We start from the raw sequence: 20,248 nt of genomic DNA on the forward strand, positions 1-20,248 counted from the left end.
CCGCCGTTTTTTCGCTGATTAAGATTTGCAGCTTTTTGCAATTAGTCGCCGAAATATACCCTCTGGATTCCATTCCGGCAGAGTCCCCACTTTGTCTGCTTCGGCCAGCTTCTCCATTGGAGAAAGGGTCTTAATTCTATCGATTGCTGTAAAGAACTCCTCCCACACCTTGAGGAGCTGGGCCTGTGTCCCGAAGTACATCATTTCCGAAGGGTCACTCTTGTCGGATACTTTTTGCGCATCGGTAAGAAAGATCAGGCCATGAAGCTTGGTGTTAGGATAATGAGTCTTCAGCCACTCGATGTGATTGTGACCTTGGCCAACGTCATCCTTCGATAAAGTGCTTTGCACAGTCTTGTCAGTCTTGAGCTCAAAAGCAATCATCTGCTTGCTGTGAGAGTCCAACCAAAGGTTGTCAGGTCCCTTTCCGTGATCGGTACAAGGCCTGGTTGATACAAATCCCAGCGTCGCGCCGATCGCCCTGACCGCTTCTTCGCATTGCTTGTGGGGTGCTGCATTCGAGAAAGCATTCTTTGCGAGGATGCGCGCTTTGGCAATTCTGTCGTTTATTTTGGCGAGATCCGTTAGCACAATTTGTCGAACCGCTTCCTCCATCAGAGTCTGTGGATCCGTTTTCTTCTCAATCTCGCTCACGGCCCTGCGAGGCAGAGGTAGGTTTCTTCCGATTCTGCGACGAGCTTCGTCGAACAAGTCGTAAGCTGCATCAGTCTTGTTTGCGGCGTAGTAGGCGACGCCCGCCCAAATGGAATACCATCCGGCTAACATGGGATCGACTATCGCGACCTCTCGAATCTCTTCTTCGAGGTCCTTGGCTGCACCTTCGGGATCGTTGTCCCAGAGCTTCGTCATAAATCTGACTTCGCTCTTTCCTGCTTTCTCCAGGACCAAGTTGTTCTGCTCGTTTTCCTGCAATTTCCCTTTCGGAACGTCCATATCGTTGATGTTGTCTCGATAATAATTTACCCAACCTGCATCACGACTAATCACCTTGTTCATCGTGTCGATTATTGATTTCTTGGTGTGCTTACCTGGAACTTGATCTTCAATAGCTTCGCTTAAGAATAGCTGTCGCCTGAGCAGTTCAGGGAGTTGAGCCCGATTCCGTTCATTCTTGAGCCAATTCTCAAGCGGACGATCCGCGACTATGAAGAATCCGAAGTCCTGTCTTCCGCGGATGATGCGTCCGAGGAGCTGCGTAATGCGAACGCTCAACGTATTGGAACGCAATTGATCCATTTGCAGCTTCTCAAAAAGATACTGCTCGATCAGGTTACTGCCAGACGGCAAGCCGTCCACGACCATTGATCTGCATTGGGCACCGGGCAAATCGATGCCATCGAACCGTCCCGCGAGTACAAAGGCCCCGGTGGTTTGTCGTCGAAAGCGGTCTAGGTCGTTCCTAAACGTTTTTGTGGTTGGTTGGATCGCGAAATCCCATTGCTTTCCGCGATGTCGACTTGGTGCGCCAATTAGAACCTTGGATTGCTCCGCCATATTGCGCACGATGGCCTTGTCAACAGAGCTGCTTTCGAACTTGCTGGCAAAGACGAACAGGCGTTCTCCGTCTCCGGCATCCACATCGGGGGCAATTGTCTTATCAGGCTTGTGGCCGAAGACTCTCGTGAAGTCGGCTCTCGAATTGATTGTCGCCGAAAGATACACCCGCTTCACGTCTCGGCTAAAGGCGGGGAGCGTGAGGGTAGGAAGAAATGGTGGGGTGATTTCAACTGTTCCGCGCCCCACAAAGACACCACAGTACTTCAGATGGTCTCTGACAAATGGCCATGGAAAGAAGAGGGATCGATCCTTTTCATTGATATGAGGGTTGATTACCGACGAGAGTTTGCCCGCCATGTCGAATGTGGCGCACGGTGGGCTAAGTAGGATTGTTCCTGACTCTTCGTTCTCTCGGATCGCCGCTTCAAACTCCATTTTCTGATGGTAGTCAGTGAAAATGGGCCTCAAAAATTCCCTCAATTCAGCGTATAGCTGCGAGTGACCCTTCTTTGTAATCGATAACGTAAAGACGTCCCGTATCGACTTTCCTGCAACGTGCGCGTCATCAAAAATAAGAGCTCCGGGCTTATTCGCCCGGAAGCCAAAGAATAGAGCTGGATAGGTTGCAATACAGAAGGCTTTTCCTTGACTAAACAGGTCGTTGTCAAAGTCACCTTCCGCCCGGATAGTTACAGGAATTCCTAGCTTCGCCGCTTCGGCCGCAGTTTGCTTGATGAGGTCGATGGTACTGCATACGTAGACGACATTTTTGGTTCCCTGAGCTACCAGGCTTTGTGCGATCAAGAGTCCGATGATCGTTTTTCCAGCCCCGGTATTGAGCAGGATAAGAGTTTCATCTTTTTGATCTTTGAACCAACCCTCAAGCGCTTCGGCTTGACCTCGCCACAAATCGTTGGCGACGCCTTCACCGGACGGTCGCCTCTTAAATATCTCGCGAGGATCGGTCGGCGTTGTCCTTGCGTCGGGCTTTCTTAAATTATTGAAATCTATCATCGTTTCCTCGATCTTCTACCTAGATTTGCTTGCTGTCGGTATAACCAAAACATAATTTTAGGTCGACAATGAATGGGATGCTACCTTAGGGGGAGTTGGTATCCAGTGACCAAGCATCTTACCGTCTACTACAACACCCGCTGCCCCGTCTGTGACGCCGGCATCGACTGGCAGCGCAATAAGCTGCTGACGCTGGTGCGCGCAGGCACGGTCGAATTCACTGACATCAACGAGCAGCCGGATGCACTCGCGCACTTTGGCGCCTCGCTCGACGACATCAGGCGCCGCCTGCATGCGACGGATGAGGCTGGCCGGCTCATCGTCGGTGCGGATGTTGCGATCGAGCTGTGGCGGCTGACGCCGGGGGAGGGGTGGCTCGCGACACTACTGGGTAATCGCGTGGCGCTGCCGTTCACGCGGTTCTTCTATGATCGGTTTGCCGATCTATTGTTTGCCTGGAATAAGTGGAGCGGGCGCTGGTGAACGCCCCGTCGTCCTACTTCTTCTTCGCCCCGACCCGGTCGAGGCTCTTGATCTCGAGCGGCGGGCGGCCGGACTTCTCGGCGATCTCGCGGTCCTGCTCCATGATGAAGGCACGGGCGGGCTCATCGCCATCGAGGCCGCCGAGCAGCTCCGAGGGTACGCGCCGGTTGGAGCGTTGGGAGCCGTCTTCATAGAAGACGTTGAAAAAGGCGAATTCGCCTTTGGGATTGGTTCCAGGTTTTTTGGCCATGGCGGGCTTGTCGTCGATAAGGGCGCCGCAGTCAAATGACTTCGACAGCCGCCGGCGTCAATCCAGCAGCTTTCTGTGCAATCGTTCGGCGACCTGTTTGCCAGGCGTCCCGCAAGGTCCGATGTGACCCTCACCCTCAATAAACGGCGGGCCGATAAGCCCGCCGCTTATTGTTGGTCTTCAGCGTTGCCCGGGGCTGGCGGGGCAACAACCTGAGATAGAATGCTATAGCTCGCGCTCTGTGGTGGCAAGATAAATCGTCGTGGTGCTGATGTTGCAGCAAGCGCATCAGATATGCAACTGACGGCATCACGGGTTCGTGCAATTTCGAAAAGCAGATGCTTGGATCTCTAAAATAGTTTGTTCATCTCACCGCGCTCTCGCAACGCAGCGAGAACGCGCGCGGTTGCCGGGATTGACCGTGCGCAGCGGGATGTCCGTGTCGTCGGGCATGATGGTGGATCGCATGACGCTCGCCGGATGCGGTGCGGGCAGGCGCCAACGACCGGAGTCTGTGATGTTGGTACCATACCCCTGTTTTGCCCGACGGGTCAACTCGATTCGGAAAAATAGCAACGATCGTCGCCGTGCTCCTACTGTGCATGGGGTTGTTTTTCGGTTTTTGTTTCGGCGCAGTTGAGCGGGCACCGATATGATCGGTTCCGTGTCCGCTTTGACGCGAATCCAGTTCCCGGGCATGATCGTCCGCCGCCTTCCGCGCATGGTTTCCAAGGATTTTCCCGCATGTTGAGATACGCTCTCGCCGTCGCTTCCATCGTTTGCCTGGCCGGCGGGTCGGCCGAGGCCGCGCGTTGCGGCGGTGACTTCAACAGTTTTGTCGCCGGCATGACGGCGGAGGCGCAAGGAGCCGGCGTTTCGGCGGGCGTGACCAGCGCAGCGTTTGGCGGCATCACCCAGGATGGCGCCGTGCTCGCCTTCGACCGGCGCCAGCGCTACACCTTCAACAAAAGCTTCGAGCAGTATGTCTCGACCCGCGTCGGCCCCGGCCGCATCAATGGCGGCCGCGCGCTGCTGCAGCGTCATGCCGCGCTGCTGTCACGCATCGAGCAGCAGTTCGGCGTGCCCCGGCAGATCCTGGTCGCGATCTGGGGCCTGGAGAGCGATTTCGGCAAGGGCGACATCGGCAAGCTCCCAGTGATCCGCACGCTTGCCACGCTCGCGCATGATTGCCGCCGCACCGAGCTGTTCCAGGGCGAGCTGCTTGCCGCGCTCAAGATCGTCCAGCGCGGCGACCTGCCGCTGCGCGACCTCATCGGCGCCTATGCCGGCGAGATCGGCCAGACCCAGTTCCTGCCGTCGTCCTACATCAAATACGGCGTCGATTTCGACGGCGACGGCCATGTCGACCTCCGCCACAGCGTCCCCGACGTGCTCGCCTCGACCGCGAATCTGCTGCACTCCAACGGCTTCAAGATGGGCCAGCCCTATGACGAAGGCTCGGCCAATTTCGACGCGATGCGCGAGTGGAACAGGGCGGTGATTTATCGAAAGACGATCGCGTATTTTGCGGACCGGCTGGTGGGGCAGTAGGGCGGGCGCAGAACCCGTAGGGTGGGCAAAGGCGCACTTGCGCCGTGCCCACCACCTCTCTCGATCTCGGAAAATGCGTGGGCACGCTCCGCTTTGCCCACCCTACGGCAGCGGAGGATGAGGTGACGCCATCGCGTCCCCACACTCACTTCCCCTTCGCCATCTTCTCCAGCCGCCGCTGCAGCGGCGCCCAGTACGTGCCCGGGCGGAAGCGCTGCAGGATGTCCATGAACCCAGCGTCGTTGCCGATCAGGATGCGCGGCTCGTTTCGCTCGACGCCCCTGATGATGCGCAGCGCTGCGTCCTTCGGCGTGGTCCGCGCGGCGGTCTCGAACCGGTCGATCATCTGCGCGCGGCGGGCGTTGTCGGTGACGCCAACGCCGGTACGCGAGGAACGCACGATGCTCGTGGCGACGCCGCCGGGATGCACCACCGACAATCTGACCGGGCTGCCCGCGATCGCAAGCTCATGCCGCACGCTCTCGGAGAAGCCGCGCACCGCGAATTTGGCGGCCGCATAGGCCGATTGTCCCGGTGGCGCGATGATGCCGAAGATCGAGGAGACGTTGACGATATGCGCCTCGGGGCGCGTCTTCAGGTGGGGCAGGAAGGCGCGGGTGCCGTGCACCACGCCCCAGAAATTGATGTCGAACAGCCAGTCCATCTGGGCCTGGTCGATCTCCTCGAATTGTCCAAGCAGCGCCACACCGGCATTGTTGACGAGGATGTTGAGCGCGAGATGCGCTGCGATCGCCTCGCGCGCGAATTGCGCGATCTCACCGGGCGCGCTGACATCGACGCGATGCAGGCTGATCTTGCGCGCTTTGTCGTTTCCTTGGCCGATCTCGGCAGCGAGGCTCTTCAAGCCCCCGTCGTCGCGGTCGGCGAGCGCGAGGTCGCAGCCGCGGCTTGCCAGCTCGATCGCCAGCGCACGGCCGATGCCGCTCGCCGCTCCGGTGATGGCGGCGGCGCCGCGTATCGCAGTCATGGTTGGCTCCCTCAATCCCAATTGGAACTTCAATGTACATATTTTCAGTATGGAACCGAACGATATCACCCCTCGCCGCCTTAACTCACTTGAAGCGGAAGCGAGCATTGGAGCAGCCAGATGGGACAGCCCCAAACCTATCCAGCGACCGCGTTGATCGTTGAGGACGATGCCATGCAGCGGGAGATGCTCTGTCTTCTGCTAGAGGAGAGTGGGTATCACGTCATCCAGTGTGAGAGTGCGGAAGCTGCCGAGCGTGTGCTGGACAAGAACGCCGGCGCGCTCTGCCTGATGCTGACCGACGTGCAGCTCGCCGGTCGCATGAACGGCGTCGAGCTCGCCCACGTCGCCAAGGACCGCAACCCGAAGCTCGACGTCGTCGTGACCTCGGGCCGCCCCCTGATGCAGCCCTTGCCTGACGGCGCAAAGTTCTGGGCCAAGCCGTGGGCGCCGCTCGATGTGTTGCGGGAAGCCGAGATCGCCCAGCTGAACTGAGGCGCGTTGCGGCGCGGGCTGACCGTGTCGTGACTTCTCGGCAAGCGTCAGGGGTGGTAGGGACGAGGCATGTCCTGGTCCTTCCTGCTCACCTCGCTCATCGTCGTGGCGTCGCCCGGCACCGGCGTCCTTTATACCCTGGCCGCCGCACTCACGCGCGGCTCGCGCGCCAGCGTGGCGGCGGCGTTCGGCTGCACGCTGGGGATCGTGCCGCACATGATCGCGGCGATGCTCGGGCTTGCCGCCGTGCTGCACACCAGCGCGCTCGCCTTTGCCGCGCTGAAATGGTGCGGCGTGGCCTATCTGCTCTATATGTCCTGGCAGGCGCTGCGCGAAACCGGTGCGCTTGCGGTCGACGGCGAGATCAAGGAGCGCTCCAGCGGCCGGGTCATCGTCACCGGCTTCCTGATCAACATCCTCAACCCAAAGCTTTCGATCTTCTTCCTCGCCTTCCTGCCGCAGTTCATCGCGGCGGACGAGGCTTCCGTGCTGGCGCGGATGCTGGAATTGAGCGGCGCCTTCATGGCCATGACCTTCGTGGTGTTCGTCATCTACGGCCTCTGCGCGGCGTCCGTGCGCGAGCGCGTCATCTCCCGTCCCGGCGTGATGGCCTGGCTGCGCCGCTCCTTTGCCGCCGGCTTTGCCCTGTTAGGCGCCAAGCTCGCGTTCGCCGAGCGGTAGGCAATAAAAAAGCGGGCCTCGCGCCCGCCACCTTCAGTCTTGCCCGGAGCCCGGGCGGAGCGAGGCCCCACCCGGGCGAAATCAAAAGAAGCTGCGTTACTTCTTCTTCGCAGCCTTCTTGGCCTTTTTCTTCGTCGCCTTCTTCGCCTTCTTCGCTTTCTTAGCCATAGGATCCTCTTAAGGGTTAATGGTGAAACGCGACACGAGGATCGCTCGGCGGAGGGCCAGCCTCGCAACATCCTCGCTGACAAACTCAGCAGATTCGCGCGTCTATGCCCCGCGCTGTCACATCTGTGTCATTACGTTATCCACAGCTCAGATGCGTTTTTGGGTGATTTTGGTCCGCGAAGCCGCATCGCGACACGTGTCGACGCGATTGCGATGCACGCCGGTGACGTGCCTAACGATCTGATAAGCGAGACGGGCCGTTCATGAATCCAAAACCAAGGGCGCGCTTTCGGCGATCGCAGTGAGGTTCCGTTAAGCGCAACCGCGCATGATCTTCCGCAAGAACACGGGGACGGGTCATGGACGAACTTCTGCCAGGGACAGGGGGCGGGGCGCTGCGCGTGCTGCTTGCGTCATGCTGAACGTACCGACGCTTTGGACGGTCTTCGTCGTCAACTTCTCGGCGCTCGGCCTGATCTGGGCCTATGTGACGCGCTCCTATCCGAAATTCGAGGCCGCGCGGTACTGGATGGCATCGGCCTTCGTCGGCGCCGCCGGCGCGATGACGGCGCTCGTCCACCTGTTCGTCGATTCTCCCGCACCACTGCTGTTCGGCGCCGCCGGCATCATCGCGGCGAGCTGCCTCGCCGCGATGGGTATTCAGCGCTTCTATGACCGGCCGGTGCATCTGCGCCTCATGGTCGTGACGGGGATCCTGAGCCTCGCCGGCGTCGTTTTCTTCATGGTCGGTTTCGACCAGGTGCAGCTGCGCATGCTCTGCTACACGGTTGGGCAAGGCCTGCCGCTGGTGCTGTCGCTGCGTCTGTTGTTGTCGCCGCCCGAGGGCCGCATCAGTCCAGGTGCGCGGCTGTCCGGCATCGTGATCCTCGCCATCATCGGGATCTTCGTGATACGCGCGGTCGGCAATCTGCTCGGTTACGATTTCTCGGCGAGGGCGGGCGGTCAGACTCACGCCGTCATGGTGCTGGTGCTGCTCTTCCTGTCGATGACGCTCAATTTCGGCTTCCTGCTGATGGCGATGGACCGCTTGCGCAACGAGGTCGCCGACCTCGCGCTGCTCGACGATCTCACGGGAGTAGCCAACCGCCGCCATCTGTTGCAGCGGCTGTCCGAGGAATGCGCCCGCTCGGAGCGCAGCGGCGAGCCGTTCTCGCTGCTGGTGATCGACCTCGACGGCTTCAAGGCCATCAACGACACCCATGGCCATGCCGCGGGCGATGCCTGCCTCCAGCACTTCACCCTGATGGCGCAGACGCGGCTCAGGCCCGGCGACATGCTGGCCCGCACCGGCGGCGACGAATTCTGCGTCGTGCTGCCGTCCTCCTCCTTGCGCGAAGGCGCGCTGATCGCCCGCCGCGTGCTCGAGGTCTGCCGCCAGGACGCCGCCGTCTGCACGGGCAAGGACATCCCGATCGCGATCTCGATCGGCGTTGCGGAATGGGACCGCAGCATCGGCCAATTCCCGGACCGGCTGATTGCGTATGCCGACCACGCCCTCTATGCCGCCAAGAAGAACGGCAAGAACGACTTTGCGCTCTATGATCCGGCGCCGCCGCTCTCGCCCGAGCCGGTCGAAGCCGCGCGCAAATTCGCGTAGACCCTGCTACGCTCGGGTCCGTTGTTGGATCCCCGTGATGCTGTCCCGCCTTGTCGCGGCCGTTCTCGCCGCTCTCCTGATCGCTCCCGCCGCCGCAATGGACGCCGAGCTCACAAAGCTCGCGCGCAGCACCGGCACGCCCGACATTCCCGGCCTCAAGATCGTCTGGCTTGCGCCATGGGGCGATGTCGTCAACGCCCATGCTTGGCGCAACATCATCGTGCACCAGACCGAAGGGCCGACCGGCTCAGCGCGCGGCGGCGCGCAAGAGCAGTTCAAGAACCCGACCCGGCGCGGCGTGATGGTCTGGGTCGAGACCGACGGCACGGTCTACTGGTCGGTCGCGGACAATCTGGTGCCGACCCACACCGACGGCGCCAACCGCAACGACAACAAATATGTCGACAACACGGTCACCTATCATCAGGTCGTGCGCGACAATTCGATCGGCGTCGAGTTCGCCGGCAATTATCCCGATGTCACGATCGGCCCGACCGCGGCACAGGTCGCGGCCTGGAAGATCCTGGTGCAGGTGCTGCGCGCGCGTTACGGCATCCCGCTCGACCACGTCTACGCCCACAACTGGATTGACTTCAAGGACGCCCGCTACTGCGAAGGCTGCTGGCTCGCGACGTTGGCAAGGACCTGGGGGGAGTAGGCCTCTGCTGTCATTCCGGGGCGCGCGTAGCGCGAGCCCGGAATCCATTCATCCACCAACGCTGAGGCTTGATGGATTCCGGGCTCGCGCCAAAGAGGCGCGCCCCGGAATGACAGTAAGAGCCTACACCGGCTGGGCCATCCAGCCGAACAAGCGCCGGATCAATCCCGGTTGCTCCGGCAATTCCGGCGGCCCGTCTGCGGCCAGCACGCGTTTGAAGAAGTAGTCCAGGAACACCATGTCGTTCGGCTCGGTGACGGTGAATGTCTCCTCGCCGAAATACACGCTGTAATTAAAGAAGAACGGCCCCATGATCGGGATCGTCGCGGTCGAGGCATAGTCCTTGGAGATCACGAACTCGCTGGGATCGAGGCCGTGGTCGCGCATGGCCTGCTCGACCAGCGGCAGCTTGCGCATGAACTGGGCGGAGAAGCCGCCGACGGTGGATTGCAGGATGATCGACACTGTGTGTGTCCGTTCTCTGGATGTGGCCCGATGATATTGGGTCGGCTGACCCCTCGCGTGCGTTCAAGATGCCCCGCCGGCGCATCCTGCGACCATGCTGCAGCTCACACACAACAAAAAAGCCGGCGTTGCCGCCGGCTTTTTGTCTCTTGTCGATCCGCCAATTCGTGGGCCGCGGAAGGCTGCGCTTAGTGCGCGGCTTCCAGCGCGGCCTGTTCGGCCCTTGCGATCGTGCCCTTGACCGCGGACTGCACCTTCTCGAAGGCGCGGACCTCGATCTGGCGGACGCGCTCACGCGACACGCCGAACTCGGCAGCAAGGTCTTCCAACGTCATCGGCTCATCGGCGAGGCGACGGGCCTCGAAGATGCGGCGTTCGCGCGGGTTGAGCACGCCCATGGCGCCGTTCAGGGCGTCGCGGCGGTGATCATACTCCTCGTGCTCGGCCAGCATGGCTTCCTGGTTGGGCGAATTGTCGACCAGCCAGTCCTGCCATTCGCCGGCTTCGCCGTCGTCGCGGATCGGAGCGTTGAGCGACGCGTCGCCACCGAGGCGGCGGTTCATGTCGATCACGTCCTGATCGGTGACGCCGAGGCGCTTGGCAATGATCTTCACCTGGTCGGGGCGGAGATCGCCTTCGTCCAGTGCGGAAATCTTGCTCTTCGCCTTGCGCAGGTTGAAGAACAGCTTCTTCTGGTTCGCGGTGGTGCCCATCTTCACGAGCGACCAGGAACGCAGGATGTACTCTTGAATCGACGCCTTGATCCACCACATCGCGTAGGTGGCGAGGCGGAAGCCCTTTTCGGGCTCGAAACGCTTCACCGCCTGCATCAGGCCGACATTGCCTTCCGAGACGACCTCGGAGATCGGCAAGCCGTAGCCGCGATAGCCCATGGCGATCTTGGCCACGAGCCGGAGATGGCTGGTGACGAGCTGATGTGCGGCGTCGCGATCATCGTGTTCGCGCCAACGCTTGGCGAGCATGTATTCCTGCTGGGGTTCCAGCATCGGGAACTTGCGGATTTCGCCGAGGTAGCGAGAGAGCCCGGATTCTCCATTGAGGACCGGCAAAGCAGCGGTACGGGCCATTGTTAAGCCCTCCAAAGGTTCAGGCCCCCGATAGCGGCGGGCCAGGCAGACGACCGCTTGGTTAAAGCCGGCCGTAGCTGCGATGTTCCGCGTTGGTCATTTCCAACGCAGGCGCAATATACCCCATCGGGGGTCAAAAAGGGAAGGATTGCTGACGTCACGTCCCCGTGTGGCAGCTATAACTTTTTGTAAGGTAAGGGTTTTCTCAAAGCCCCTGCGTCATAGCGCCGCTTTCAGAGCGCGCTCCAGGAGAAGCAAATCCTCCGGCAGGCCGGCCTCCCAGTGAAGAAGTTCTCCGGTTTGGGGGTGCTCAAGTACCAGCAAATAAGCATGCAGGGCCTGACGGCCAAGCGCCGTTAAAGCGGCTTGCGACTCCGGCCCGAGCTGGTTGGCCTTGGTCTTGAAATGCGGGCCGTAGACCGCGTCGCCCATCAGGGGGTGGCCGATATGGGCGAGGTGGACGCGGATCTGGTGGGTGCGCCCGGTCTCGAGCTCGCAGGCCAGCAGCCCGGCGATCGGCTTGCCGTCGCGGCCCGCAAAACTCTCGAGCAGCTCCCAATGCGTCACCGCCTCGCGGCCGCCCTGGCGCACCGCCATCTTCTCCCGCGCATGCGGGTGGCGGTCGATCGGCGCGTCGACCGTGCCCCGATGCCGGCCCGGCAGCCCCCAGGCGAACGCCATATAGCCGCGCCGCATCGGTCCGGTGCGGCCGTGGTCGGCGAACTGGGCGGTGAGCGAGGCGTGCGCCAGGTCGTTCTTGGCGACCACCATCAGTCCGGTCGTGTCCTTGTCCAGCCGGTGCACGATGCCCGGCCGACGCACTCCGCCGATGCCCGACAGCGAGGTGCCGCAATGGGCGATCAGCGCATTGACCAAGGTCCCTGTCTCGTGCCCGGCGGCGGGGTGCACCACCAGCCCCTTCGGCTTGTTGATGACGATGATGTCGTCGTCCTCGAACACGATATCGAGGGCGATATCTTCGCCCTTGGGCTCCGGCGGGGCCGCTTCCGGCACGTCGATTATGATCGTATCGCCGGATGCGACGTGATAAGCGGGGTCGCGGACCGCGGAGGCCTTCAGGCTCACCGCGCCCGCCAGAATCAGGGCTTTCAGCCTTGATCGCGACAGGTCGGGAAGGCGGGCCGCCAGCACGCGGTCGAGCCGGGCCGAGCCCTCGTCGCCTTCGACCGTGACCTCCAACCTTTGCGCTGAGCCTGAGCTATCCATGACGACGTCTGATACCGCTGTTCCCGAACCGACCCCCGAGCAGGCCGCGCTGTTCGCGCGGGTGCGGCGGATGATGCTGATCGCGGGGTTGACCTCGGCGCTGGCCATCTGCGCCGTCCTGATCGCGGTGGGCTACCGCCTTTTCAAGTCGGAGGGAAGGGCGCCCGAACCCGTGGGTGACGTCATCGCCACCCTGCCGAAGAGCGCCAGAATCGTCGCCACCGGCGTGGCCGGCGACCGGCTCGTGGTCACGCTGGATATCGCCGGCGTCACCGAGATCCGGACCTTCGACGCACACACGCTCAAGCCGGCCGGAAAGCTGAAATTTGCCAATGAGCCTTAAAAGGACGGTTCGGGTCCTTGCGGCGGACAAATTTCGAGGTTATTGGCTAGCCCTCACGCTCCCTTCGTCTAGCGGTTAGGACGCGGCCCTCTCAAGGCTGAAACAGGGGTTCGATTCCCCTAGGGAGCGCCAGCAAACTCAGGCACTTAGGTAGCCATTAGCCGCGTTCGTTGAACAAGACGCTGGTGAACAGCGGCGAGCGCTTGCGGAATTTGCTGCCGACATTAGCAGACTAGCCTCGGCGCGATGCCTCACTGTGGCTGGCGCATTCGCGAAAAATTTCCTCGTCGCCCTTGGTATCCGGAACTATTCAAACCGCCGCTGACCTGCGCTGTTGTACGCGAGCGCCCTCAGATGCTCGCATTGACGTTGCTCGTCGCACAATCAACCCTTGTCCAGTCGAGCTTTGTGCCAATAGGGGGGGCCACGTGAGATATAATCGACGAGAGAAAACTGGCGGACAACAGTCACAAGTCAGTCTATCCGCTCCGAATGCCGCAGAACCGAGCACGATGCCATTCGCCCAGCGGCTCACCTGACTGGCGGATGCCGCAACACACGTGACGGCCGCAGGCGGCCGGCTGATCGCTGTGATTTGAATCGACGGCGCGACCAGCAGTCCGGACAGAGACCGCGTCTTGTGATTCTCTGGTCGGCGATGGGCGCCGATGATTCTCTCCCCCGACGATGTGACCACCCTGAAGGCGATGCTGCGCGCCGAGCGAGTGGCCCGCTTGGCCGCGGAGGCGGAAGCTCAGGCACGGACACTGCTAATCGAGAAGCTCAAGCTCACGATCAAGAAGCTGCGGCACGAGCAGTTCGGGCAGTCCTCCGAGCGAGGCGCATTGCTGGACCAGCTCGAGCTACAGCTCGCCGACCTGGAGGAGAACGCGGCGCAAGCCGAGACCGCGGCGCAGATGGCAGCCGAGAAGATTGTGGTGCCATCGTTCGAGCGCCGCAAGCCAGCCCGCCGGCCGCTGCCGGAGCATTTGCCGCGGGAACGCCTTGTCTATCCGGTGCCTGCGACCTGCCCATGCTGCGGCGATAGCCGGTTGCGCAAGATCGGCGAGGACGTGACTGAGACGCTGGAGCTCGTTCCGCGCCAGTGGAAAGTGATCCAGCACGTGCGCGAGAAGCTCGTCTGTCGGGCCTGCGAAGCGATCACCCAGCCGCCGGCTGTGTTTCGGCATGGAATAAGGACCCCGTATTCGGGGTAATCGGCACCCAATCGCCCTCCACTTTCGAGATCAATCAACTACTTAGGACGTCAATCGGCGTCCGGACCCCATGCCGAATAACACGTCAAACACCATCTCCTGCGTCTCGCGCGGATAAGCTCGGCGCAGGCCGTGGGCAGAAGCAGAACCGGCCACGGGGCGATCCGCCTTCCAACTGGCGTGCAGCCCTATCGCTCACAACTCGCGTCTACCCCGCGCACTAGGACGCTATGAGCCGTGAACTGACCGGCAGCGGCACCGCGAGCAGCCGTGTGCGATTTCTTAGCAGAAAGACTGCGAAATGTGGCTCATCAGTCCATCCGAAATTTCTCAGCACTACAAAAGCGGTCCCTTGAGTAGAGACGAGGTTTGGGGGCTTGCATAAGTGGGAGAAAATCAGTGGAAGCTGCTACTCAGAGGGAGATCCGTGTCGGTGTCATCGGCGCGGACACGAAAACGAGCTGGGCGAAGGTGTCGCACGTTCCGGCGATTAATGATCTGCAGGGTCTGAGGCTCGCGGCTGTGGCAACGCGCAACGAGCAGAGCGCACGGGAGGCGGCCAAAGCCTTCGGCGCTGATCGCTGGTATAGCGACCCCTTCGCGATGATCCGTGATGATCGGATCGATATCGTTACCGTGGCGGTGGCCGTGCCCGCACACCGCGAACTCGTCCTGGCGGCGCTGGAGGCGGGCAAGGCGGTCTACTGCGAGGCGCCCCTCGGACGCAGCGTCGCGGAAGCTGAAGAGATTGTGAATGCGACACACTCGCTCCACACGGCAATCGGATTGCAGGGCCGGCTCAATCCGGCCGTCCGACGCGCGGCGGAGTTGGTTTCCTCGGGGAAAATTGGACGTCCGCTAAACGCCAGAATCGTATCCCAGACCTTTGCGTTCGGGCCAGAGATGCCGGTTACACAAGAATATTATATCAAGCGTTCCTCCGGCGCGAACCTGCTCACCATCGCTGGAGGTCATACGTTAGATCTGGTGGAAGCGGTCCTGGGAAAGATCATCGAAGTCGACGCTCGCGCTGAGATCCGGTGGCCAATCGTGAGGCTGATAGAGACCGGGGTAGAGAGCATGCGTGAAACTGCTGACTACGTTGGCATCCTGGGCAAGACGGCCTCAGGTGCCGCATTCACGGCCGAGATCGAGGCTGGAATGCCGTCAGACAATGTTCGCTTCGGCGTCGAAGTCAGGGGCTCTGACGGATGGCTGAGCCTGACCAGCTCTCACCCCGGCGGAGTTCAGATCGGGGATCTCAAATTGAGGTCAAGCGTTGCATTCGCAGAACCCGACGCGCCAGCTGTCTCCGACAACGTCATGGAGACGGCAATCAATGTGGGGGAGGTCTACGCTCAACTTGCCCGCGACCTGAATGAAGGGACATACAGAACACCGGGATTTCGTGAGGCACTCCACAATTCCAGCCTTGTCGAGGCTGTAAGGCGTTCCGCCGAAGGAGGGGTGCGCCAAAAGGTTGTTAAAGCGGATTCTTGACGCACCTGCAATCCTGGCGCCCTGCGGACGGTCGGATGATGTTGATGAACGCGCGCAATGCGGCTGAAAGCTGCCGCCGGCCGTTATAGTAGAGATATACACCCTCCATGTTCGGCGACCAGTCTGCCAGAACCCGCACGAGTTGCCCGCTGCGCAGGAACGGTTCGACCAAAACGTCGAGGGTGTAGACGATTCCAAGACCGTCGAGCGCAGCGCGAATCGCAGCGTCTGTGTCGTTGACTGTCATGCTTCCACGGACAGAAACACGCTTCGCAGTACCGTTCTGCTCAAATCTCCAGCGCCAGATCTCGCCTACATTACGATACTGGACGCACTGGTGCGATAATAGGTCGTCTGGTGTGTTGGGCGCCGCGTGCTTTGCGAGATAGTCCGGACTGGCAACGACGGCTGCCCTCATCGGCGCCGACGCGCGGATTGCGGTCATTTCAACAGGCACGCGCTCGCGAACCGCAAGGCCAGCGTCCAAACCGCTCGCAACGATATCGATCGACGGCTCCGACCCAACGAGGAGGTCCAGATGCACGCCGGGGTAACATGAAAGGAAGTGTTGCCACATCGGTGCGATCACTGTGGGGACGGCCCATGGTTGGGCATAGATCCGCAAGCGTCCAGAAGGACGATCGCGCTCCCCCTTTAATTCCTCCAGTGCACTCGAGATTTGCGCCATCCCAGGTCGCAAGCTTTCCAGGAGGCGATTGCCGGAATCCGTGAGCGAAACGCTCCGAGTCGTTCGATGCAAAAGTCGTGCGCCAAGACGTCCTTCAAGCTGCCGTATCGAATGGCTGAGAGCAGATGAGGTCACCCCGAGCTGAGCTGCTGCCGCGCGGAAACTGAGATGTTCTGCGATGGTGAGAAAGGTATTCAGGTCATTCAGGTCGCCGCGATTCATTGTTGAATTCCTTTCTCAGGCAAGAGGGAGGGCATTCTGAAATGCAACTCAATGCTCCATCCAGAACTTCTCATCACCAGCCCATGTTTGTTGCGAGTAAACCGTCCTCACGACGGGAGACGTAAATGGTGTTCCCCATCGCCATGCACATTCCGAGTTGGTTCTTCGGCGCGATGCTGTCCGATCCAACAGAGAGAGGTCTAGTGATGACTATCATGGAGCTTGCAGCAATCCCGCCGGACCCTTGGTATTGCCGGTGCCATTACCGGCGCCCTCGCGCTCGTCCTTTGCGCGTTCGTAGGCAACAGCCTGTTTATGCCTGACCTCAGCCGCCGCAAGATCCTGATCTGGAGCTTCATTTTCGTTACCGGCTCGGCCCCGTGCCTCCTGCTTGCTAGCGTCAGCCTGTGTCGGAGACGGGCCGGGGCGGGTGGTGGATCGAATGTGCCCCCCGATCCACCACCTGCTCGTTCTTATCAAGTTGGAGAAGACGCAGGAGCCCAATCCCCGCGCGCTCTCGGGGAGCACAATGCGCTCCAAGCAGAGTAACGGCGGAGTTCGAGTAAGCATGAAGGTCGAATCTTGCTGAAGACCTTGCGAGATCCCTCGTGGCCGATGGTGCGCTCAGCGCGACGCGTCGCGCGTGCAGCGTCTCAAATTGATCTTCAATTGCTTAAGCTCGGCGACGCGCTGATCGATGCGCCGCTCCCAAATCTTGTGCAGCGGTCCCCAGACCTTCGGCGGTAACGGATGGATATCCGGCAGGTTTCTCAGTTGCTCAGCGATTTCATCGAGATTGAAGCCCGCACTCTGCGCCAGCGTGATCAAGATGATCTTGTAAAAGGTCGATTTGCTGTAGCGGCGCTGGCTCCCGCTCGTCTCGCGTTCGGACGTGATCAAGCCGAGCTTCTCGTAGTAACGCAGCGACGATGCCGGCACGGAGCTGCGCTCGGACATCTCGCGGATGTGGATCAACTCATCGGCGGGCCAAGTCCATTCCGGGCACACGTACTGGACGGTGGAGTTCGCTCGCGAGCGGGTGGGAAGATCCATGGACTGCAAAGACCCCGTTTAATGCACTGGCGGTAAATTCGTCAGTACCACAAAAGCGCATCGGCGCAAACGTTCCCCTTGCTTTTGTTTAAAGTTGAAGCTAGCTTTAGCTTTTGGATATCGCTGCTAGTGTCGCCGATCCCCACCAAGCCGAGGTGAATGTCATGCATAAGAAGCCCGAAGGCGTGACCTACCGCCTATCCGATCCCGATTCCGATCTCCTCCACGCTCTTATCATTCTGGTCGCCTTGGGCGTCATGGCCGTCTCTACATGCTGTTTGGTCCTACTCCTGCTCGGCCTCCTCTAATGAGGCCGCTCCCCGTCCTCTATGTCATCGCCAACCTCGTCGTCGTTGGCGCCGCTGCGTTCGGTCTCGCGTTGGTCGAAGACATTCTCCAGCGGTGGAAGCCCGAAGGCGTGAGCTACCGCCTATCCGATTCCGCTCCCCTCTACGCTCTCATCATCCTCCTCGGTGGCTTCATCGCCGCTGCCGCCGGTGTATGGGGCCTCCTGCATTTGGTGGGGCTGCTCTGAGGATGCTCGGATACCGACTATCGATGTTGGTCGAAGACTTTCTCCAGCGGTGGGCGGCCGCGAAGGCCGTCGCCGGTCTCCGCAAGATGCTGCGCAAGTACGGCTTCACCGAATTGGAGCCCGGACGATGGGAAAGGCCGCTCACGCCGACGATCGATCCCGTTGAGATCACGCTGCCGATGAAGAAGATGCTGCCATCTCCTGCGCTCTATGCCCTCATCATTGTCATCGCCAATCTCGTCGCCGTTGGCGCCGCTGCCTTCGGTCTCGCGTGGCCGGTGGGGCTGCTATGACCGAGCTGCGCATCGTCGAATTAGCGCGGCAGTCCGCTCCCGAACGAGCAGGGCTGCTGAAGCATTCATGGCCTGCCGCCGAATAGAAATCCGCTAGTTGGGGAACCGACCATGACAGCATTGTCCATTCTCGAACTGGTTCGCGTCACCGTGGAGACCGGCGCGCGCGGCGCGCTCGATAACGCCCGAGACCTGGCGGCGCATGCCGAGAGATGGGGCTATCGTCGGATATGGGTGGCGGAGCATCACAACATGCCGGGCATCGCCAGCGCAGCAACCTCCATTGTCATTGCCCATATAGCGGCAGGTTCGAAGACCATCCGGGTTGGCGCCGGCGGCATCATGCTGCCCAACCATTCCCCCTATGTGATCGCCGAGCAGTTCGGGACGCTGGAGCGGCTGTTTCCTGGCCGCATCGACCTCGGTCTCGGCCGCGCGCCCGGAACCGATCAGCTCACGCTGCGCGCGCTTCGGCGCTCGCCGGAAGTCGCCGAGCACTTTCCCCAGGACGTGCTAGAGCTGCAGGCGTTTCTCGCCGCGGCTGGCCCGGACCAGCGCATCCAGGCCGTACCGGCGGCCGGCACGAATGTGCCGCTCTGGATTCTGGGCTCCAGCAATTTCGGGGCGATGCTGGCGGCGGAACTCGGCTTGCCCTATGCCTTTGCCTCGCATTTTGCGCCGGAGTTGCTTATCCCGGCGCTTCAGATCTATCGTGCCGCCTTCCAGCCATCAGAACAGCTCGACCGGCCTTATGCGATGGTGGGTGTCAACATCATCGCCGCCCCGACCGACTCCGAGGCGCGGCGTTTAGCGACGACACAACAAATGTCGTTTGCCAGCATTTTTCGTGGCGCGCGCGGGCTGAGCCAACCGCCGATCGACGACATCGAAACCTTTTGGTCTCCGACGGAGAAGGCGCAGGCAATGCGCATGCTCGCGCGTTCCATCGTGGGTTCTCCGGAGACGGTGCGTGACGGCATCGCGAAGCTGGTCGCCGAGACGGACGCCGACGAGCTCATCGTCGTATCCGACGTCTACGACCAAGCATTGCGGCTGCGCTCCTTCAAGCTCATCGCCGACGCAGCTGGCGCTGTCATAAGCGGGCAGTTGGGTGGCAGTTTTCAGCTCAAAGAAGACCAGCCATGAAGGCCATCGGATACAAGAAATCGCTTCCCATCGACGCTGCGGACGCTCTGATCGATTTCGAGGCGCCTAAGCCGGAACCGACCGGCCGTGATATCCGGGTTGCCGTGAAGGCGGTCTCGGTCAACCCGGCTGACTACAAGGTGCGCAAGCGCGCCGAGCCGCCGCAGGGCCAGATCAAGATTCTGGGCTACGATGCGGCCGGAATCGTGGACGCCGTCGGTCCCGAGGTCTCGCTGTTCAAGCCGGGCGACGAGGTCTTCTACGCCGGCTCGATCCAGCGCCAGGGCACCAATTCTGAGTTTCATCTAGTCGATGAGCGCATCGTCGGCAAGAAGCCGAAGGCGCTGTCCTTCGCGCAGGCCGCAGCCCTGCCCCTGACCACGATCACCGCCTGGGAGCTCCTGTTCGACCGGCTCGGCGCGGTGCCCGGCAAGAGCCTCGATCCGCGGACGCTTCTGATCACCGGCGGCGCCGGCGGGGTCGGCTCGATCCTGATCCAGTTCGCCCGCCGGCTGACCGGACTCACGGTGGTTGCTACCGCGACGCGGCCCGAATCGCAAAAATGGTGTCTCGGGCTCGGCGCGCACACGGTGATCGATCATGCCAGGCCTATGAAGGAACAGATTGAGAAACTGAAGCTGTCACCGGTCGCGCTTGTTGCAAGCCTCACAGCGACCGATCAGCACTACAAGGCGATCGCCGATTTCATGGCGCCGCAGGGCAAGTTCGGCCTGATCGACAGCCCGGCCGAGTTCAGCGTCGGCATGTTCAAGGGCAAGGCGATCTCGATCCACTGGGAAGCGATGATGACCCGCTCCTCGTTCGAGACGCCCGACATGATCGCCCAAAATCATCTGCTCAACGACGTCGCCGATCTCATCGACAAGGGCGTGCTGCGCACGACGCGGGACCAGACCTTCGGCACCATCAATGCCGCCAACCTGAGACGCGCCCATGCGCTGCTGGAGAGCGGCAAGTCGCGCGGCAAGATTGTGCTTGAGGGGTGGTAGGGCTCGGCCCCGTCATTGCAAGTCCGTAGGACGGGTT

General features: G+C 61.2%; 20 protein-coding genes, 1 tRNA gene and 1 pseudogene. 14 read left to right on the plus strand and 8 right to left on the minus strand.

What is annotated here, in order from left to right; translation table 11 throughout:
* Positions 1-18: 18 nt before the first annotated feature.
* Positions 19-2,532: a DEAD/DEAH box helicase family protein gene (locus V1280_RS36220; RefSeq protein WP_334535425.1), complete on the minus strand. Its 2,514-nt coding sequence runs from the start codon at positions 2,530-2,532 to the stop codon at positions 19-21.
* 105 nt (positions 2,533-2,637) lie between these two features.
* Between V1280_RS36220 and V1280_RS36225 the strand changes: the two genes are divergently transcribed.
* Complete coding sequence (locus V1280_RS36225) at positions 2,638-3,015, plus strand: thiol-disulfide oxidoreductase DCC family protein (protein WP_334535426.1); 378 nt, start codon at positions 2,638-2,640, stop codon at positions 3,013-3,015.
* Between the two features lie 13 nt (positions 3,016-3,028).
* Here V1280_RS36225 and V1280_RS36230 read toward each other — a convergent pair whose 3' ends face one another.
* The gene (locus V1280_RS36230; RefSeq protein WP_027534326.1) at positions 3,029-3,265 is read right to left on the minus strand and encodes a hypothetical protein; all 237 of its coding nucleotides are present in this window, start codon (positions 3,263-3,265) and stop codon (positions 3,029-3,031) included.
* A 744-nt stretch (positions 3,266-4,009) separates the two neighbouring features.
* Between V1280_RS36230 and V1280_RS36235 the strand changes: the two genes are divergently transcribed.
* Complete coding sequence (locus V1280_RS36235; protein WP_334535427.1) at positions 4,010-4,816, plus strand: lytic murein transglycosylase; 807 nt, start codon at positions 4,010-4,012, stop codon at positions 4,814-4,816.
* Positions 4,817-4,961: 145 nt separating this feature from the next.
* Here the strand turns inward: V1280_RS36235 and V1280_RS36240 are convergent, their stop codons facing one another.
* Complete coding sequence (locus V1280_RS36240; protein ID WP_334535428.1) at positions 4,962-5,804, minus strand: SDR family NAD(P)-dependent oxidoreductase; 843 nt, start codon at positions 5,802-5,804, stop codon at positions 4,962-4,964.
* A 120-nt stretch (positions 5,805-5,924) separates the two neighbouring features.
* On the opposite strand from V1280_RS36240, the gene V1280_RS36245 reads away from it, so the two are divergent.
* From V1280_RS36245 to V1280_RS36260, 4 genes are all read left to right on the plus strand, one after another.
* Entirely contained in the window at positions 5,925-6,299 is a 375-nt protein-coding gene (locus tag V1280_RS36245) for a response regulator (RefSeq protein ID WP_334535429.1), read from the plus strand.
* Between the two features lie 69 nt (positions 6,300-6,368).
* The gene (locus V1280_RS36250) at positions 6,369-6,980 is read left to right on the plus strand and encodes a LysE family translocator (protein WP_334535430.1); all 612 of its coding nucleotides are present in this window, start codon (positions 6,369-6,371) and stop codon (positions 6,978-6,980) included.
* Positions 6,981-7,563: 583 nt separating this feature from the next.
* Positions 7,564-8,766, plus strand: coding sequence for a GGDEF domain-containing protein (locus V1280_RS36255; protein ID WP_334535431.1), 1,203 nt, complete (start codon positions 7,564-7,566; stop codon positions 8,764-8,766).
* Positions 8,767-8,800: 34 nt separating this feature from the next.
* A complete protein-coding gene (locus V1280_RS36260) occupies positions 8,801-9,424 on the plus strand; it encodes a peptidoglycan recognition protein family protein (RefSeq protein ID WP_334535432.1) in 624 nt (207 codons plus the stop codon).
* Between the two features lie 123 nt (positions 9,425-9,547).
* On the opposite strand, the gene V1280_RS36265 is transcribed toward V1280_RS36260, so the two are convergent.
* From V1280_RS36265 to V1280_RS36275, 3 genes are all read right to left on the minus strand, one after another.
* The gene (locus V1280_RS36265) at positions 9,548-9,889 is read right to left on the minus strand and encodes a hypothetical protein (RefSeq protein WP_334535433.1); all 342 of its coding nucleotides are present in this window, start codon (positions 9,887-9,889) and stop codon (positions 9,548-9,550) included.
* A 188-nt stretch (positions 9,890-10,077) separates the two neighbouring features.
* A complete protein-coding gene (gene rpoH, locus V1280_RS36270; RefSeq protein ID WP_148741962.1) occupies positions 10,078-10,977 on the minus strand; it encodes an RNA polymerase sigma factor RpoH in 900 nt (299 codons plus the stop codon).
* Positions 10,978-11,196: 219 nt separating this feature from the next.
* Positions 11,197-12,204, minus strand: a complete 1,008-nt coding sequence (locus V1280_RS36275) for an RluA family pseudouridine synthase (RefSeq protein ID WP_334535434.1) — start codon at positions 12,202-12,204, stop codon at positions 11,197-11,199.
* On the opposite strand from V1280_RS36275, the gene V1280_RS36280 reads away from it, so the two are divergent.
* From V1280_RS36280 to V1280_RS36295, 4 genes and pseudogenes are all read left to right on the plus strand, one after another.
* Positions 12,203-12,547, plus strand: a complete 345-nt coding sequence (locus V1280_RS36280) for a hypothetical protein (RefSeq protein WP_334535435.1) — start codon at positions 12,203-12,205, stop codon at positions 12,545-12,547. The genes V1280_RS36275 and V1280_RS36280 overlap by 2 nt on opposite strands.
* Before the next feature lie 57 nt (positions 12,548-12,604).
* A tRNA-Glu gene (locus V1280_RS36285) sits at positions 12,605-12,679 on the plus strand.
* Between the two features lie 536 nt (positions 12,680-13,215).
* A pseudogene (locus tag V1280_RS36290) lies at positions 13,216-13,731 on the plus strand (IS66 family transposase zinc-finger binding domain-containing protein); the annotation flags it as partial.
* Positions 13,732-14,163: 432 nt separating this feature from the next.
* Complete coding sequence (locus tag V1280_RS36295; protein ID WP_334535436.1) at positions 14,164-15,264, plus strand: Gfo/Idh/MocA family protein; 1,101 nt, start codon at positions 14,164-14,166, stop codon at positions 15,262-15,264.
* Here V1280_RS36295 and V1280_RS36300 read toward each other — a convergent pair.
* Both V1280_RS36300 and V1280_RS36305 read right to left on the minus strand, forming a co-directional pair.
* Positions 15,248-16,174, minus strand: a complete 927-nt coding sequence (locus tag V1280_RS36300) for a LysR family transcriptional regulator (protein ID WP_334535437.1) — start codon at positions 16,172-16,174, stop codon at positions 15,248-15,250. The genes V1280_RS36295 and V1280_RS36300 overlap by 17 nt on opposite strands.
* A 624-nt stretch (positions 16,175-16,798) precedes the next feature.
* Positions 16,799-17,227 (minus strand): MerR family transcriptional regulator, encoded by a 429-nt coding sequence (locus tag V1280_RS36305; RefSeq protein WP_334535438.1) that lies wholly within the window; start codon positions 17,225-17,227, stop codon positions 16,799-16,801.
* A 307-nt stretch (positions 17,228-17,534) separates the two neighbouring features.
* Here V1280_RS36305 and V1280_RS36310 point away from each other — a divergent pair, with 307 nt between their 5' ends.
* From V1280_RS36310 to V1280_RS36325, 4 genes are all read left to right on the plus strand, one after another.
* Positions 17,535-17,762, plus strand: a complete 228-nt coding sequence (locus V1280_RS36310) for a hypothetical protein (RefSeq protein ID WP_334535439.1) — start codon at positions 17,535-17,537, stop codon at positions 17,760-17,762.
* A gap of 23 nt (positions 17,763-17,785) precedes the next feature.
* Entirely contained in the window at positions 17,786-18,055 is a 270-nt protein-coding gene (locus V1280_RS36315; protein ID WP_334535440.1) for a hypothetical protein, read from the plus strand.
* A gap of 111 nt (positions 18,056-18,166) precedes the next feature.
* A complete protein-coding gene (locus tag V1280_RS36320; protein WP_334535441.1) occupies positions 18,167-19,201 on the plus strand; it encodes an LLM class flavin-dependent oxidoreductase in 1,035 nt (344 codons plus the stop codon).
* Positions 19,198-20,211 (plus strand): zinc-binding alcohol dehydrogenase family protein, encoded by a 1,014-nt coding sequence (locus tag V1280_RS36325; RefSeq protein ID WP_334535442.1) that lies wholly within the window; start codon positions 19,198-19,200, stop codon positions 20,209-20,211. Before V1280_RS36320 ends, V1280_RS36325 begins: the two co-directional genes overlap by 4 nt.
* Positions 20,212-20,248 lie beyond the last annotated feature (37 nt).

The organism is Bradyrhizobium sp. AZCC 2230 (assembly GCF_036924495.1).
In the GTDB taxonomy this organism is placed as follows: Bacteria; Pseudomonadota; Alphaproteobacteria; order Rhizobiales; family Xanthobacteraceae; genus Bradyrhizobium; species Bradyrhizobium rifense.